Annotated in this window: 8 protein-coding genes; 1 reads left to right on the top strand and 7 read right to left on the bottom strand. The window is 50.6% G+C overall.

Going from position 1 to position 17,458, the window contains the following annotated elements; all coding sequences use genetic code 11:
- Positions 1–96 precede the first annotated feature (96 nt).
- The 7 genes from AAHB90_RS11265 to AAHB90_RS11235 all read right to left on the bottom strand — a co-directional run bounded on the left by AAHB90_RS11265 (position 97) and on the right by AAHB90_RS11235 (position 14,853).
- On the bottom strand, positions 97–681 hold the full coding sequence (locus AAHB90_RS11265; RefSeq protein WP_342085148.1) for a Crp/Fnr family transcriptional regulator: 585 nt from the start codon (positions 679–681) through the stop codon (positions 97–99).
- Between the two features lie 37 nt (positions 682–718).
- Complete coding sequence (locus AAHB90_RS11260; RefSeq protein ID WP_342085147.1) at positions 719–1,732, bottom strand: NAD-dependent epimerase/dehydratase family protein; 1,014 nt, start codon at positions 1,730–1,732, stop codon at positions 719–721.
- Between the two features lie 113 nt (positions 1,733–1,845).
- Entirely contained in the window at positions 1,846–3,432 is a 1,587-nt protein-coding gene (locus AAHB90_RS11255) for a RagB/SusD family nutrient uptake outer membrane protein (RefSeq protein ID WP_342085146.1), read from the bottom strand.
- Between the two features lie 29 nt (positions 3,433–3,461).
- Entirely contained in the window at positions 3,462–6,971 is a 3,510-nt protein-coding gene (locus AAHB90_RS11250) for a SusC/RagA family TonB-linked outer membrane protein (RefSeq protein WP_342085144.1), read from the bottom strand.
- A complete protein-coding gene (locus AAHB90_RS11245) occupies positions 6,964–7,974 on the bottom strand; it encodes a FecR family protein (protein WP_342085143.1) in 1,011 nt (336 codons plus the stop codon). The genes AAHB90_RS11250 and AAHB90_RS11245 overlap by 8 nt, the downstream gene beginning before the upstream one ends.
- Positions 7,975–8,118: 144 nt before the next feature.
- Positions 8,119–8,769, bottom strand: coding sequence for an RNA polymerase sigma-70 factor (locus tag AAHB90_RS11240; RefSeq protein WP_342085141.1), 651 nt, complete (start codon positions 8,767–8,769; stop codon positions 8,119–8,121).
- Between the two features lie 213 nt (positions 8,770–8,982).
- Positions 8,983–14,853, bottom strand: coding sequence for an Ig-like domain-containing protein (locus tag AAHB90_RS11235; protein WP_342085139.1), 5,871 nt, complete (start codon positions 14,851–14,853; stop codon positions 8,983–8,985).
- 420 nt (positions 14,854–15,273) lie between these two features.
- Between AAHB90_RS11235 and AAHB90_RS11230 the strand changes: the two genes are divergently transcribed.
- The gene (locus AAHB90_RS11230) at positions 15,274–17,397 is read left to right on the top strand and encodes an alpha-L-fucosidase (protein WP_342085138.1); all 2,124 of its coding nucleotides are present in this window, start codon (positions 15,274–15,276) and stop codon (positions 17,395–17,397) included.
- The last annotated feature ends 61 nt before the right edge of the window (positions 17,398–17,458 follow it).

Here is a 17,458-nt window from a genome sequence, read left to right as displayed (position 1 = left end):
TCAAAATAATACCATACGGGAAATATCATTCCCCGGTCACGCTCAGGGCGTTAACCCAGCTAAAACACGCCTGAACAGTTGTCTCAACGCAAAGTACTATTGGTTTTCATTCGTCAGCTTTTTTCTGATACGGCTCAGGCTTTCCGGTTTCATTCCAAGGAAAGAAGCGATGTACTGGACCGGCACGTTGTGAAGGATTTCCGGGTAAGAACTTATCAGTTTCCGATAGCGCTGCTCGGCGCCGAGTGTGGCAAGCTCTTTTGAGCGGTTTTCGTTGTAGGTGATCGATTGCTGGAAGACTGAAATGCTGAAATCTTTCATCACCGGGCTGGTGGCTATTAGCTTGTCCAGCTCTACTTTGGTGATTCTGAGCAATTCGCATTCGGTAATGCACTCCACGTTTTCAGACGACTCGCTCTGGCCAATAAAATTGCCATAGGAAGTGAAGAATCCCGGCGGGCAATTAATATGCGTGGTCACCTCATCGCCGTTCTCATTGTAGTGAAACAGCCGCAGGTAACCTGAAACTATGTAATACAAATATTTAGGAACAGTCCCCTGCTCTTCTATAATCCGGTTCTTCGGAAAAAGAACCGGATCGAAGCTACTGCTAATCAGATCTGCCTCCCGCGCTGAGAGTGGGTGATATTGATTGATAAAATCGATTAGTTTCCTGTGCATGCTTTCGGCCTGATCCGGGTCAGCAATTTAGCGAAAACTATTGAAGCAGACCTCTATGCTCCATCAGATAAGCCAAGGCATCCCTGACTGCCTGCTCAGGTTTACCGGGATTAAATCCAAGTTCATTTCGGGCTTTACTGATATCAAAATTTTGTTGCAACCCTGAAAACATCGCAATATCCTTTCTGGTCAACAACGGAGCTTTTCCGGAAATCTTGGCGGATAGCTCCATGACGCCGGCAACAGCCATCAGCAAAAACCTCGGTAGTGAACCGGGTACTTTCAACTTCAATTCAGGGTAAAGCCCGGCCGCAAGCCTGGTCGTTTCGGTGATTGTCATACACTGCTCGTTGGCGAGAATGTACCTTTCGCCCGCTTTACCCTTTTGTGCTGCCATATAGCAGCCCTCCGCTACATCTTTGACGTCTATCCAGTTCAAAGTAATTTTTGTATCCACCGGAATCTGCTTGTTCAGGATCAATTTCAGCACGCCGTAGGAGATGTTCAGGGGTAGGCTGGCCTGTCCGCCTATCATGGCCGAGGGCAACACCGCCACAAGCTCCACACCAAGGCCGGCCGCCAGACGGAACGCCAGCTGCTCTCCGTCGTTTTTTGAATTGTAATACATATCCCTTCTTTCCGGGTTGTACCCAAAGCTTTCCTTCGTGGGCAGCTTTGCGTAGTCCAGCGCGGCGACTGAGCTCACGTAAACGATGCGTTTGACGCCCATTTCCGCTGCCGCCTCGATGGTGTTGCGGACACCCTGCAAATTCACATCATAAATTTCTTTTTTCGGATCCCTGGCCCAAAGTTTAAATGCGGCCCCCACCGCATAGAAAACCTCGACGCCCTGAAGCGCTTTCAAAAAGGATTGCTTGTCTGTAATGTCCGCCTGTACCACCTCACAATCCAGACCGGAAAGGGTTGCTTTGCTGTCAATGTTGCGGACGGTTGCCCTTACCGGAATTCCTTTCCCGATTAATAAGCGAACCAGATTGTTTCCCAAATGCCCATTCGCGCCTGAAACCAGCGCCAGATTACTTTGTCCCATCTTTAAACTGTTTTGATTGATGGAACAAAGGTCGCGCCCCTTCATTGGGTGACACTTGACATTTGTTAGGTAATCAGTCCGGCATCAAAATACCGGGCTGCAAGCAGGCATAGCTAGTTCCAGTCCCCGCTTAGGTCTTTGGCAACCAACGGATTGGTGATCTTCTCGGATAAGGGAATAGGAAACAGCACATGTTTATCCTGAAAGAACGATTGGCTGGAATTCGGGAATTTTGCTTTCTTCTCCGCATTCAGTGTTTCTTTGGCGACTCCCCATCGGATCAGGTCAAACCAGCGCACCTGCTCACCGGATAGTTCCAGCTGGCGTTCCAGCATGATTTTCTTCATGGCTTCGTCCTTGCCGCCCAGCGAGGAATATGCAAATGCACCCGAACGCGCGCGCACTTTGTTGATCCACGGCAAGGCCTCGGCGATTTTACCGGTGTTAACCTGCGCTTCGGCAAGCATCAGCAGCACGTCGGCGTACCGGATCACTTGCGAATTGATGTCCGACTGAGGCAATTCTCCTTTTTCCTTGTATTCGTAGGGCTCGTATTTTCGCCATCGGTAGCCATTTCCATTTTCTGCGAATGGGTACGGTTTGGCACCGCCTGTGCAGTTGTCGCAATAGGTAACGTCCCCTCCACTCGCCTTGTCGCCATAAAACGTATTCTTCGCCCTGGGGTCTACGTAAGTTTTACCTGCTTCATCCTTATAAGTGAATGCCTGGACGGCAGCGTCCGAGATAAATACATTTCGCCAGTCGTTCCAGCCGTATTCCATCGCCCGGCCCGTCAGCGTATTCTTTCCGCTTCCCGAGCCTTCCTGCGAGCCGAACATATAGTACGGACTTCCTTCGGCCCAGCCTCCCCATGCTTTGTGCGGAATATCGAAAACCGTTTCCGCATTCTTGACCGGCGATTTGGTAAACAGCTCGTCCAGGTTCGGGACGAGGTCATAGGTATAAGGCGCCTTGGTCAGCAACTCGAATTGCGCGGCAGCTTCCGCATATTTTTTCTGGTATAAATAAGATTTACCCAGCAATGCAATCGCGGCGCCTTTGGTGGCCCTGCCCAGGTCGACAGCGGGATTCGCGTACGCGACGGGTAACCCGGCAATCGCATTGGTCAGGTCCGATTCGACCTGTTTCCAGACCTCCTCGGTGCTCGCCCGGGGCAGATAAAATTCGCTGTTGCCACCGTAATCTTTTCGGATAGGCACCCTACCCCACAGCGTGACCAGCAAAAACTCGGCATAAGCTTTCAAAAAATAGGCTTCGGAGGTGTACTGGGTAAGTTTTGCCTTGTCTGCTTCCGCGGCAGGAACGACCTTCGCGGCCTTGTCGATCACCAGGTTTGCCCTGAATGTGATTTTGTAGGCGGTAGACCAAAGGTCACTGATCTGCGCATGATTGGGCGCGTAGCTGTAATCATGCAACTGCAAAACATCACCGAGCAAAGGCGCATCCGCTTCGGCTTCGTTACCGGTGAGATCCATTAAAAAATAGAAGTCTCTCGAATACAGCCCTTTGTAAAGCATCAGGCCATAAGTTGCCGTTACCGCTTCCGAAATCGTCGCTGGTGTGGTAAAATAGGTATCGTCGTTATAGCTTGTCTGGTTTACGACGTTGTCCAGCGAATTGTCGCATCCGGTCACGCCCAGGCAAGCCAGTGTTCCAAGTATTAGTATTTGCTTTTTCATGATGCCTCAATGAAAATGAATGATAGAATTTAAAACCCAACCTGGACCCCGAGCAGGAAAGTCCGTGGCTGCGGGTATTGGCCGGTATCCACACCTTTTGTGAAAATAAATGACTTGGCGTCATTCACGCTGGCGCTAACTTCGGGATCATATCCTTTATAACTGGTGAGCGTCAGCAGGTTCATGGCTGTGGCGTAAATGCGCAGGCTTGAAAAGACCTTTGTGCTGCCGGCATTCAGGAGTGTCTTGGGAATCGAAAACCCGATCGTCAGGTTACGCAGGCGCATGAATGAGCCGTTTTCAAGAAAGCGGTCGGAAGCACGCAGGTTGGAAGGCGTATTCTGGCCTGATCTGGGCATGTCCGTTACGTCGCCATCTTTTTTCCAGGCATTCAAAACGGCCGTCGACGAATTGAAAGGGCGGGTCGTGCCTTCGGTCCAGTAGCGCAATGCATTGTAGACTTTTACATCCCCGATCCCGGCCAGGCCCATTGAAAGGTCCCATGCCTTGTAGGATAAATTGACTGAGCCGCCGAAAGTCCACACCGGAATGGCCGAACCCAGAAACGCCTGGTCCGAATCGGTAATCTGTCCGTCTCCGTTTAAATCCTGGTAAACGATGTCGCCCGCTTTCAGACCATCCTGATAAGACTTGAAGCCTTTTGCGACAGCCTGCTCGTTGTAACGGGCCACCTCGGCGGTGCTGGACACGACGTGGTCCACTTTGAAACCATAAAACGATCCGATTGCCGCGCCTACGTCGGTTTTGGTGATGTTAATTCCACCATTGGTACTCCCACTCACGATCGGGGCGCCGTTACCGAGTGAAACCACGTTATTCTTATTGTAGCCCGTGTTGGCAGAGATGCTGTAATTGAAATCGCCCGCCTGACCGGCATAGGAAACTGCCGCCTCGAAACCCTTGTTGACGGCATTGGCCGCATTCTGGACCATACTCGCTTCATTATAAACATCGCCCAGGCCCGTAGAAACGGGCAGTTTCACATCCAGCAGCAAATCCTTACTGTCGCGTTTGTAATAGTCCAGGCTCACCTGAAGCCTGTTTTGCAAAAGACCGAAGTCAATACCGAAGTCGACCTGCGTGGTTTCTTCCCATTTGAGGAACGGGTTTGGCACGCGGGTAACTGTCGCTCCTTGCTGGAAAGCCTTGTTTTCTCCAAATGAATACACAATGTTGTTGTTTCCGTAGCCCCGGTAAACGGTCGGATCGGTGAGGAACAGACCGATGTTCGCATTGCCGGTGATACCCCAGCTGCCACGGAGTTTCAAGTCGGAAATAAAGCTTACTCCTTTCATGAAATCCTCATTGGCCAGCTTCCAGGCAACGCCCACCGAGGGGAAGTTCCCCTTTCGGTAAGCTTTGCCAAATGCCGGGTTAATGTCCTGCCGGAACGACGCATTAACCAGATAGCGATCATGAAATGCGTAGGTAAGGCGGCCGAAATACGATCGTGAGGCATAAATACCAGACCCTGCACCGGTAATGCTGTTGGATTTGGAAACCCCGATCTGCTTGATCAGGTCGTTGGTAAAACCCGCGCCTGTAAGATTAACGCTCCGGCTTCTGTTGCCTTCATTAAAGGTGTTGCCGGCCATGATAGAGAAGTCGTGACGGCCCAGGGTTTTGGAATAGGTCAGGATATTTTCAATGATCGGCGAGACTGCGAACGAATAGCTCTCATCAATCTTGCGATCTGTTTTGGTATTGCCGTTCAGATATTCACCGGTATAGTTATAACTGTTGCTGTTGGAAAGGCCAATATTGGCCTGCGTTCTGAATTTCAATCCATTGACAATGTCTACTTCACCCCAAAGCTGGAAAAGATTGGAAACGCTCCTCGACAGTTTTTCAGTCAGATAAATACCGGGCAACGGGTTCAGTGCATCATTCTGGTCCAGGATCGTAGTTACCTTGCTATACCCGCCCAGGTTCGTCGGGTCCATGGTAGGCGCATAAGGTGGCATGCGCAGCGCTTCCACGAAACTGGCCGCATTCCCGGTTGTTCTGTTGTATTTAAAATTAATGGTTTGTCCCAATCGGATACGCTTGCCGATCTGCTCTTCCAGCTGCGTACGTAAATTGATCCGCTGATAGCCGAAATCTTTCATAATGCCCTCCTGATTGGTGTATCCGGCCGAAAAATTATAAGTAGCCTTGTCACTTCCTCCTGTTACATTTACATAGTGTTCGGTAATCTTTGCATTTCTGAAAATCTCCTTTTGCCAATCCGTGCGGGTTACCAGCACATCGGGCGTGTTCAGCTTGTCGGGCACCTTGTTGCCCTGGGTTTCATCAATGTCCTTTACCAGCTGGACGTACTGGGCTGCATTGAGCATATCCAGTTTCTTCCAGGGTTGTGAAATGCCCGCGTAGCCGTTGTAGGTCACTTTCGGCGTTCCGGCCTTTCCCTTTTTTGTAGTAATTAAAACCACGCCATTCGCAGCGGAAGCGCCATATATCGCTACCGAGGAAGCGTCTTTCAGCACTGTAATATCCTGGATATCATACGGACTTACCGAATTGATATCTCCGCCCTGAATGCCGTCGATCACATATAAAGGGTCCGAATTCGTCAGCGAGCCTACGCCACGGATAATGATCTTGGCATTGGAACCCGGCAAGCCTCCTGTATTGACGATCTGCACCCCGGCGATCTTGCCCTGCAAAAGCTGCTGGGCGGAAGTAGCCGACACGTCGCCGAACTCTTTGCGACCTACCACGGAAACCGCGCCGGTAAGGTCCTTCTTTTTGGCGGTTCCGTAACCGATCACCACCACTTCCTCCAACGCCTTGGTATCTACGGCAAGCGATACATCCACCACCGTCCGGTTGCCGACCACCTCTTCAACAGGGAGGTAGCCCACAAATGAAAAGATCAGAATATCGTTCGCACTTGTGCCCGCAATTTCAAATTTACCTCCAATATCGGTCGTTACTCCGCGCTGGGAGCCTTTCAGCACCACGCTCACGCCCGGAAGCCCGTCCCCGCGTTCATCGGTCACTTTGCCTTTCACGGTAACTTCTTCCGGGCTGGCTTTCATGGGTTTGGCCAGGGAAATATCGGGCTTACCCGAGGCTTCAGTTGACATTGCCGGCGCTGTGGTCGCACTTTCTATGCTGGCAGCTTCCACTGCCGAAGTCCTTTTCTCATTCTTTGGTACAATCACATAGGCCTCTTTTCCAGCCTTTTTAAAACGCAGATTAAACGGTTTGAGCAAGTCGGTCAGCTGTTTTTCCAATTTGCTGCCCTCCTGGCGGTAGTTGGCACCGGTTACCGTTATATTGCTCACGGTTTCTTCTTCAAACAATATGCTAACCTGGTACTGCTTGCCCAGGTCAACGAGCAGGTCTTTCAGGTTTTTAACTTTAGTGCGGTTCTCTCCGCGCTGCACTTGGGCCGCACCCGGCTGGGCCGCATTCGGCTGGCTGGCCAATGAAATACCCTGCGCCACGCAAAGTTGCTGAACAGATAGCATGATCAGCACGACGCGGGTTTTTTGTAAAAATCTGCTACTCATGATTAGGGTTGGTTACGGATTTTCTTAATTCAATGAATTCGCTGTGTTTTACCACTTCCAGATGGAGCAGCTCAGATAATATGGTCAGCAAGTCCTCGGCTTGCCTGGCTTTGTAAACACCGCCAATGCGGCGGCGCCCAAGAACGGGATCCAGTATACGCACATCGACTTTAAATCGTTCGTTCATTTGTTCCACCGCTTCCGACAGCAGTGTGTTATCGAAATAAAACATGTCCTGCTTCCAGGCGACGAAAGGCGCGGGTGTGGGCGAGGATGTTAGCGTAAACCCGCCATTTGTTCCGGCAGCGAAAAGATTGCCGGGCTTCATATAAAGCTGTTTGCCTCTGGGCAGGCTAAGTTTTACTTTTCCTTTTGTCAGAAAGACCTTGGTGCCGCGCTTCCGGGAAAAGGCAACAAATTCGGTACCAAGCACTTCAATAACATAATCCTTGTTCATCCGAACGATGAAACGGCTGTCGCGCTCGGTGTGCACCACTTTGAATTCAGCTTCGCCTTCGAGCATTACCTCCCGATTGCCCGAACCGAAGCCCAGCCTGGGGACGCGCAAAACGGAATTGGCATTAAGCACAACCTGGGTCCCGTCGGACAACTCGTAGGATGAGATCCTGCCATTGCCCGACACCAGCGACTTGTACAGCAACTCGGTCCTGAAAACAAAACCTGCCACGATCAGCAGGCACGCAGCCGCCGCGCCGTATAGCCAGGCGCTTTTCCAGATGCTGGTTTGCCTTACCTCCGGCTGGGATAACGGCACTTCTCTGCCTACGGCTTCGTTGTTGATCAATGAAATGTAATTGGACAACGCGTGGTCCATTTTGGGCGCGAATTGCGGATGGCGGCTTTCCCACTCGTCCAGATACTGATAATAAAGCTCCTCGTTATGCGGATCGGCAAGCCAGTCCTCGACAAGCTTGCGCTGAATGGATGTAGTCCTTCCGTCAAAAAAATCGAACAGGACATCTTTGGATAGGGAATCTTTCATTTTATACTTTTTAGCTTTTACAGGGCTCTTAGGATTGTTTCAGCCGGCCACAAATTATTTCCCACAGGGACAGGGCTCGTTACTCAGGTTTTTTCAAGGGACAGACAAGTAGGATGTGCACAACCCCATACCAGCCTCACTTTTTTATTGAAAGCAAAAAACAATACATATAAACCAGCTGTCTTTTAAACCGTTACGAAGCCTGGCAATGGCCCGGGTGATGAGCGCCTCAACCGATTTGGGCGTGATTTGAAGTTCAATCGCGATCTCTTCCAGGGTTTTGCCTTCCACGCGTTTCAACAGATAAGCCTTCCTGCACTGCGGTGGCATTTCCTGCACAATGCGTTCGACCTGCTGATACAGCTCGCTGTATTGCAAAGCCTCGCACGGATTGAGCGCATGGGCAGCGAAAGACGTCACCACCGTTTCCATCGGAGAGGTGCGGTTCAGGTCCCATTTCAGGTAATTGTAGGACCGGTTCCGGACGGACTTGTACAGGTAGGCACGGTAGGATGTCGAGATCAGCTCGAACGTCCGGTTTTGCCAGAATGCCGCAAACACCTCGGAAACAATGTCCTCGGCCACTTCTCCTGAATGCACAAACCGGATCGCATGGTTGCATAAATTGGTGTAGTACTTCCTGAAAAGCAGTTCGCACCCCTTTTGAGGGTCTTTCCCGAACATTTCCCTGATCAGGTATTCATCGTGGAGCATCACCGGTTCGTTGTCTTGCGCGGAAAGATCCACGGACCCGGGCGGCGGAAGCAGTAATTTTTTGGTAGAATCAATGGCCATAGCTTTTCATTAACCCAGTTGCAAATTTGCAGTTTGATCATACAGACAAGTCGGCGAGACCCATCCCCATACTATAAATAATATTTTTTTTTCAATAAATAATTCTATTCGGTAACATAAGTGTAGATGGACTTCGTGTACCGCCGTAAAAAAGTCCGGATCAACTTTCGCTGATCCGGACTTAAACAGTCTGTAATTAAAGCGACGGAAATATTAAGGCTTTAACACCTTCAACACCATCACATCCTTTGAAGAAGCGATCCTGATCAGATACAGTCCTGCACTTTTGCCCAGCGGTAATGCATGGCGCTCATTGTCAACCGGTTTTACAACCGATTTTTTAAACAATGAACGACCGTTTGCGTCTGTCACCGTAATGCTGAGCGGCGATGCATTTGCCCCGCTGACCACAATGTCGGCATGGTCGCCGATGACCGGATTACCCAGCACGCTTACTTTCAGCCTGGCGGGTGCAGCGTCGGTTTCGGTGACCCCAAACCGGGTGTTACCCTGGCCGGCAGGCTCTTCGCCATACACCAGCTGGCCTTTGTAGTAAACCGTGATCTTACTGTTCTCCGCGATGGCGCCCGCTGCCTTATACGAGTAATCGTTGCTTTCGTCGAGTACCGACCAGTCCGATTTTGCGATCCGGTACTGAATGTTGCCGGTACTGCTCAACGGGTACAGTTTGCCCAGCGAAGGTGCCGCCTTCAGTTCGAAATAGGTGTCGGCTTTGACCTTCTGTTGATTACCTGTGAACTGTCCTGAAATATTGCCGGCACCGAGTTTGGCGAAATCGATCCAGTAGTTCAGGTTTGCCGCGCCATCGGGTGTGAACCAGTAGCGGACAGAAAGATCAGCATAGTCGACAGGCACATTTCCATTGTTTTCCACTTTGATCCACGTGCTGAGCGAGCTTGGTGACGCATTCGTATTTTTGTTTTCCGAATAAACCTTCAAATTCACCGCCGCAGCAGCTGTATCAGGTTCTGTGCCCCACCAGAGTTTACCATTGCGATACAACGTAATATGGTTGTTCACAGCATATTCCGAGCCGCTTTTGAACGAATAGTCGTCGGTTTCAGAGAGGTTTTCCCAGTTCACGTTCGCAAACCGCGATTGTATCGCACCCGAATTCGCTCCGGCATTCAGGTTACCGGCCGAGGTATTGAATGCATACTCGACATACCCCAACGCACCCTGGCGCGGTTTTGCCAGCTCCACGTAGGCCATAGACACCTTGCTGTTACCCATCTCGGCGTAATCGATCCACTTGCTGATGCCCGCATAATTCTCGGCGGTAACCCAGTACCGCGCGGTGATTTCGCTGTATGGTATCGCAACTGCGCTTTCATTCGAAATAGTCAGGTAAGGTTTGATATTATTGTTATCGACCTGCCCGTTATCGCCGTCCTTGTAAAGCACTTTCAGACCAGAGGAAACCACCAGCGTGCGGCTTGAAGGCTGCGCCGCATTGTAGGTGGCGTTGCCGCTTTGCGAAGCGGTGATCACCGTTGTACCAGGTGCAAGAACCTTCACTTTTCCGTTCGAAATGATGGCTACCGTCGTATCCGAGCTCGTATAACTTACCGGCAGACCGGAACTCGACACCGCTCCCGGATCAAAATCGGCATCCCCAAATGTCCTGGCAGATAAACTATCGAGTGAAACCGTTTGAGCAATCATTGGAGGGGCAGCAATTGTCAGACAGAAATCATCCAGTATAAACTTTCCGTTCGGACCCGCTTTCGAAGCCCAGATACCGATCGTTGCGGCATTTGCAGGGGCCAATTTAGTCACAGAGTACTTGGTGTATGCTGTTTTTGGCGGATCAAACGGATGAACCTGGAACTGGGTAGTACCGCTTGCAATTTTCACTCCCTGCGCATCATAAAAATCGATTCCGATCCCGGCCCACCAGGGCAATATCAATTGGGAGCTATTAGAAGGGTTAGGCGTTCCCTCCACTTTGGCCCAAACGTCGAAAGTGATTTCTGTGCCTCCCGTCACTGCGATGGTCTTTCCGTAGTTGATTGCTCCACCGTCCGCGGTAATGACCGCACTCTTCAATCCGCTCTGCGCCGACGTGCCAATGGTTGCAGCGGCAGTATTCGGGTTTCTGATCCAGTTTACAAAGCCACTTTCAAAGCCATTGTTGGTAAGCACACCGCATGATCCGGCGCTAACCACCGTAACTGCCGAACCACTAGAGACACCGCCTGCATCTTGCGCAGTGGCGCTAATAGTGGCACTGCCGACAGCGATGGCCGTTACGATTCCGGTCGCATTCACCGTAGCGATCGAGGGATTCGATGAGCTCCACACCACTGTTTTATTGCTCGCGTTAGCGGGAGCTATTGCCGCTTTAATGGAAGTTGTATCCCCCACGCCAACGGTCACAGCCGGTTTGCTCAACGTCACCGATGTGATTAAAACATTGGATACGGTAATCGTACTGCTTGCTGTTTTGGCTCCATCCTGTGTGGTGACGGTAACCGTTGCAGTCCCCGGCGAAATGCCTGTCAATACGCCACTTTGACTTACCGTAACAATGCCAGCGTCAGAAGTAGCCCAAGACACGGCTTTATTTGTGGCATTTGCAGGCTGAACAGTCGCACCAAGGGTTGTTGCATTATTCACGCCAACGGCGGCATTCGGGGTGACCGTAACGCCGCTTACTGCAATGTTCGCGGCGGTTACCGTAGACGAAGCTGTTTTGCGGCCTTCGTCGGTCGTAGCAGTAATGGTAGCCGTACCCGGTGACATTCCCCTAACAAGTCCGCTTCCATCCACACTTACAACGGATGTATTTGAAGAACTCCAGACTACCTTTTGATTAGTAGCGTTCGCTGGTAATACGGTGGCCGACAATCTTGTCGTGTCACCTACACCTACGGAAGCGTTTGAAGGATTTACAGCAACAGAAGTAAGTGGGGTAAGCCCAACTTCAATCGCATTGACAGCCGGGTAATTCAGATTTGCAATCGGCCTGAACACCATCCGTATCTGGCCCGCCGAAGTAGATTTAATGGGAAACTCCCGGACGATGGCCTTATTTCTGCCGCCAGCTTCCGTGAAAATGTCAAAGTTTTTAAGCAGTGTATCCGCGCCCACCGTCATATGGAATTTTCTTTTTCCCGCTGTTATGGTTGTTGAGATCTCTGCAAAATGCAGTCTCACCACATATAATGAATTCGGGATCAGATTATCATATTGGTAAATCAGCGGCTGTCCGGCAACGCGCTGTGTCTTATAGGCATCAGCTGGCGCAGGTTTTACGACTCCACTCAAGTCTATCGCCGTCGTAACGGTCGCAGTCCACATAGATGCGGATTGCGGGGTATCTGCTATAAAATTACCAATGGTTGGTCCTCCGCAATTGTTCGCAATAACGATGGTTCCAACCGTCAACAGGGATGCCGCGGTTTTGGCCCCGTCTTCTGTGGTGACAGTAATGGTCGTCGTACCCAGTTTTAAGCCCGTGACCAACCCGCTGGAATTGATCCTGGCAACAGTTGTATCGGACGAAGCCCAGCTCACTTTCTTGTTCGTTGCGTTGGCAGGGAGCACCGTTGCGTTCAGATTTCTGCTGGTACCTAATCCTATTGTGATCGCCGAGTCGAGCGCTACACTTGCTACACCGACGACAGGCGTAACCTTTATGCTGCTTTGGGCAGTTTTACCACCATCCTGCGTCGTCACGGTAATGGTAGCGAGGCCCGGAGCGACGCCGGTAACCAATCCGCTCGCATTAACGGTTGCAATGCCCGGGTCAGACGAGGCCCAGCTAATTGCATTGTTAGTGGGGTAAGCCGGAGTAAGCGTAGCTTTTAATTGTTTTGTAAAACCTACTATAACAGAATCAGCAGCAGGTGTCACAGCCACAGAAACGATCGGTCCGCCCGCGGGTTCGCCCACAAAAATGCCATTGCCGCCAATTCCAAGATATACCCTGCCGTGCAAATCGGCCACCATGGTACTCACAATGCCAGGAACCGGGTTAACAATCGTCGTCCAGGTAGCACCATTATCGTCAGACCGGAAAACTCCGTACGAAACCCCATTCATCGCCGTACCTTCCGAACTTACATAGATCACCGGATTGGACGATGCTGTCGTATCTGCCTTGCCGACGGCAACCCATTTGGGTTTTTTAATAACATCCGGATTGACTTTGGTAAAGCTCTGGCCGCCATCTGTGGAGTGGAACAGGCCGTCACCGGAGAATGCTATCCAGATATCGCCTTCCTTGCCAGGTGTGGTTTCCAGGTTCATTTGGGCCACATTACCAACATTAGGTAAGTTAGTTGCCGCAGTTGGCGCGAAATTCACCCCGCCATCAGTGCTCTTATAAATCTTACCACTGGCATAAATATAAAAGACGTTGCCATTTACTTTATCGGCTGCCAACGGCTGCATTCCAGCCCATATCTGGTAAATATCGCCTGGCTTTAAAACCGCATTCGGAACGCCGTTACATGCTGTCCAGCTGGCACCCAGGTTATCGGAGCGATAAGTCAAACCACCTTGCGTGACCCAGACCATATTCCTGCTGGTAGCAGAAACGGCGATCCTGCCCCTTGCTCCCGGAATCGAAGCAAATTTCACGTAAGAATCTCCGCCATTGGTAGAATAACCTCCAATGCCTACACCATTCCAGCCATCGCTTCCTACACGCGCAATAAAATTCGGATCTGTATACTGAACAGCCCCGCCGGATGTATTGCAACCGGTTTGGGTTGCAAACCAGGCGGATATTCCTTTTGCAGGGGGAGAATCCAGCGACTTATGGTCAAAACCACCTACATCGCCTGTCGTAGAAACCAGATAATTGGGGCCCGATGGCGGACAAACCATTGGACCGGCCACTACAATTTCTTCCAGTCCGGTATCACGTAGTTTCCAGGTAACCCTGCTTGCCCAGACATTGGTCGTCTGGCCGACATCGAGCATATCTGAAAACCAGACATGTCCGGCATTAAAGGGATCCCAGGCAAAACCATTAATATTATGGCCGATATTTCCGTCGGCCCCGTTTCCAGCTGAATGCGGCGCTTCCGAGGCATCACGGGTTGCCGGTACCATTGACGACCAGCTGCCCTGGCTTCCACCGCTAATGCTGCGGTAAGTGACATCATGGTTCCAGGTGCCTGTGGTTGACACGATCACCTCATTGCTGTTCGAAGGATTAACCCCTACGCCACTAAACTCCTTGCCGGCAACCGGTGTAATATCGATCCAGCTGCTTCCATTCCATTTATGTAATGTAAAACCTCCCAACGGGCGATAAGTGGTTGATGGTAAGCGTGTCACAAAAAAAGTACCGTCGTCGGCGATGCTGGCGCGCCTCGGTTCGGCCGGACTTCCGATCATCAATGCGAAAGTGTTTCCTCCGTCTGTACTGCGATACACACCGGCCTTGCCACCCAGAAAAATATTTCGGGTAACGCCGTTGACCATACCGCCGCTTTTGTCAAAAAAGATAAACCTGCCCGACACCGAATCCGGCAAAGTAGTATTCACCTTCGTCCATGATCCTACCGCTCCGGCGGCTGTGCTTTTATAGGTACCATTTGCCCGGGTTGTCACATAAACCACATTACTGTTGTTCGGATCTACAACCAGACGGTCTGTGAAAGTCTGATCACTATTAGGCAACACTGTTATGCGAAGCTCGCAGTCGGTCCATGTAGCGCCCCGGTCCACCGACTTCATGACCGTCCCGGGAGAGGCCCCGCCGCCGGGAACCGTTCCTTTGCCTGTCTGATGCGTCGCATAAAGGATATTTCCGGTTGCATCACTGGGATCAAAAGCAAGGTCCCCGCATTTGGCGGCGGCCTCCCAATTCCAGTACGTTGTCGGCATTTTATCATACCACATCAAATCTTCCCATTTCTGAGCTGCATGGTTCCAGCGGTAAGGCGTGCCGACGTCGGTAGTGATAAAAAAAAGGTTTGGCACTTTCGGATGCGCCTTAATACTTGTGACGTTGCCGCCCCCGCCTATTCTCACGGATCGCCAGTTGTAGGTTTGCGCGCTGGCGAAGAAATTCAGGGCTCCTGTCAAGGCAATCAACAGAGCCATTAATCGGATTGATTTTTTCATAAACGTTGCTTTTCGTAAGAAGTAACTCGTGAAATACCTCTTACAGACAAGCAAAAAGAAAAATCCCCATATTCAAACTTGATATTTTACAAAAAATATATCCATCTTCAAAGAAAGACACGAACCAGGGAGAGGTATACCCGACTGCCCGGCAATCCCCATAAAGAAGAAGCCCGATTTTTCAAAAGTCTGTTTCAGTCAAAAAAAAGTATTTTTTCCGTGCAATTTTTGCCAGGGACGCGACCTAGTTTTGATGCCTGGTTTGTGATCGAAAATTGCGGTATCGAAATCTTCTCCCTGGTCAGCGATTAGTAGCTGGGGGAAACCGGACGTGGCAGCCTTTGGAGCAAATCAATAAAAATTAACTGACGACTAACTATCAAAAATCAATAGCAGGTAATGAAAAAACATCCATCGAAAGGCTTCTTATCAAACCGGAAACTGGGCATCGTGAGCGGACTACTAATGGCCCTGCTAACCACGCAATTGCCGGTAAATTGCCTGGGACAACCTGGCCCTCCCAAGCCATTTGGCCCGGTGCCCAACAAAAACCAGATCAGGTGGCAGCAAATGGAATACTATGCCTTTATACACCTTTCTACCAACACATTTACCGATCAGGAATGGGGATACGGGGAAGATGACCCCAAGATTTTCAATCCTGAAAAACTGGATTGCCGCCAGTGGGCGCGGGTGTGTAAAGCAGCCGGAATGAAGGGCATTATCCTGACGGCCAAACATCATTCCGGGTTTTGTCTCTGGCCTTCGAAGTACACAGAGTACTCTGTAAAAAATTCCGGCTGGAAAGCAGGAAAGGGTGATATCGTTCGGGAATTGGCCGACGCCTGTAAAGAATATGGCCTTAAACTGGGAATTTACCTGTCGCCCTGGGACCGCAATTATGCCGGTTACGGCAAACCTGAATACATTACCTATTTCCGAAGCCAGCTTACCGAGCTGCTCACAAATTACGGCGAGGTTTTCGAGATCTGGTTCGATGGTGCAAACGGGGGTTCGGGATACTACGGCGGCGCTAACGAAACACGCCGCATTGATGCCAAAACCTATTACGATTGGCCCAATACCTACAAATTGATCCGAAAATTGCAGCCAAACATCGTCATTTGGAACGATGGCGGTGACAGGGCAGACCTTCGTTGGGTGGGAACCGAGGATGGACATGTGGGTGAAAAGAATTGGAGCCTGTTGAATGCCACCGGCGAAGTCAGCAGGGAAATGCTGCGCCATGGCCTGGAAAACGGGGATTCGTGGGTACCGGGTGAAGTCAATACCTCCATTCGTCCGGGATGGTTTTATCATGAATATGAAGACGGCAAGGTTAAAACGCTGCCACGGCTGCTCGAAACCTATTACAGCTCTTTTGGACGCAACGGGACATTATTGCTCAATTTCCCGGTCGATAAAAGAGGACTCATACATGAAAACGATGAAAAAGCGGTTTTAGAACTGGCCGAAACCGTTAAAAAAACCTTCGCAGTAGATCTGGCCGCTAATCAAAAAGTCACTGCGTCGAATATCCGCGGCAAGGTGAAAGCCTATGGTCCGGATAAAGCCCTGGACGGAAAGAAAGACACCTACTGGGCAACAGATGATAACCTGACGTCCGCTTCACTGACTATTGATTTTGGAAAGCCCACCACCTTTAACCGCTTCCTGGTGCAGGAGTACATTCCTCTTGGTCAGCGGGTGAAATCCTTTCAACTCGAAGCGAAGGTAGGAAACGAATGGAGACAGCTTGCTTCCCAAAGCACGATCGGATATAAACGAATACTCGTTTTCCCAACCGTTCAGGCGACGCAACTCCGCTTCACCATTAACGATGCAAAGAGCGCTCCTGTCATTTCCAACATTGGGGTTTACAATGCCCCCCAGGTACTCACCGCGCCGGTCATCAGCAGGGATAAGGATGGCGTCGTGACCATAGAAGCGGCTGATAAAGAATCCGTTATTTATTACACCCTCGACGGCAGTGCGCCGGGCAAGCAGTCAAAAAGGTACACCGCACCCATTCAGACTGACGGAAAGATCGACATCCGCACGATCGCCGTGGATTTGAAATCGGGAGCGGGCAGCCCCGAGGCACGGGAGAAATTTGATATAACCCACAAAAACTGGAAGCTTCTAAACCTTACAGACGAAAAATCCGGTGCGGTGATCGACGGAAACCTCAACACGGCCTGGTATCAGCCGCGGGACCAGAAAATGCCGGTTGATATCGCCATTGATTTAGGCAAAGAGGAGACATTGACCGGTTTCAGCTATCTTCCAGGACAGGGAAGAACAGAGGGGGTTATCTCCCATTTCCAGTTTTATGTTTCAACTGATGGCCAGACCTGGAAACTGGCTGCTGAGGGGGAATTCGCCAATATCAGGAATAACCCATTAATCCAGATCAAACCATTCGACGCGGTTAGAGCACGATATATCAAACTTCGCGCACTCCAAAACACCCAGGGAAATGGCGATGTGGGTTATGGCGAAATTGATGTGATTACACAATAGCTGATCGCTGTTGAAAAATTTCTTTCTGCACGCCGCCTGGTTGTAAAGAGGGGGCCTGTGA

The sequence above is a fragment of the Dyadobacter sp. OTU695 genome, from assembly GCF_038440355.1.
Classification (GTDB): Bacteria; Bacteroidota; Bacteroidia; order Cytophagales; family Spirosomataceae; genus Dyadobacter.
This window is presented reverse-complemented; position numbering and strand designations above follow the sequence as displayed.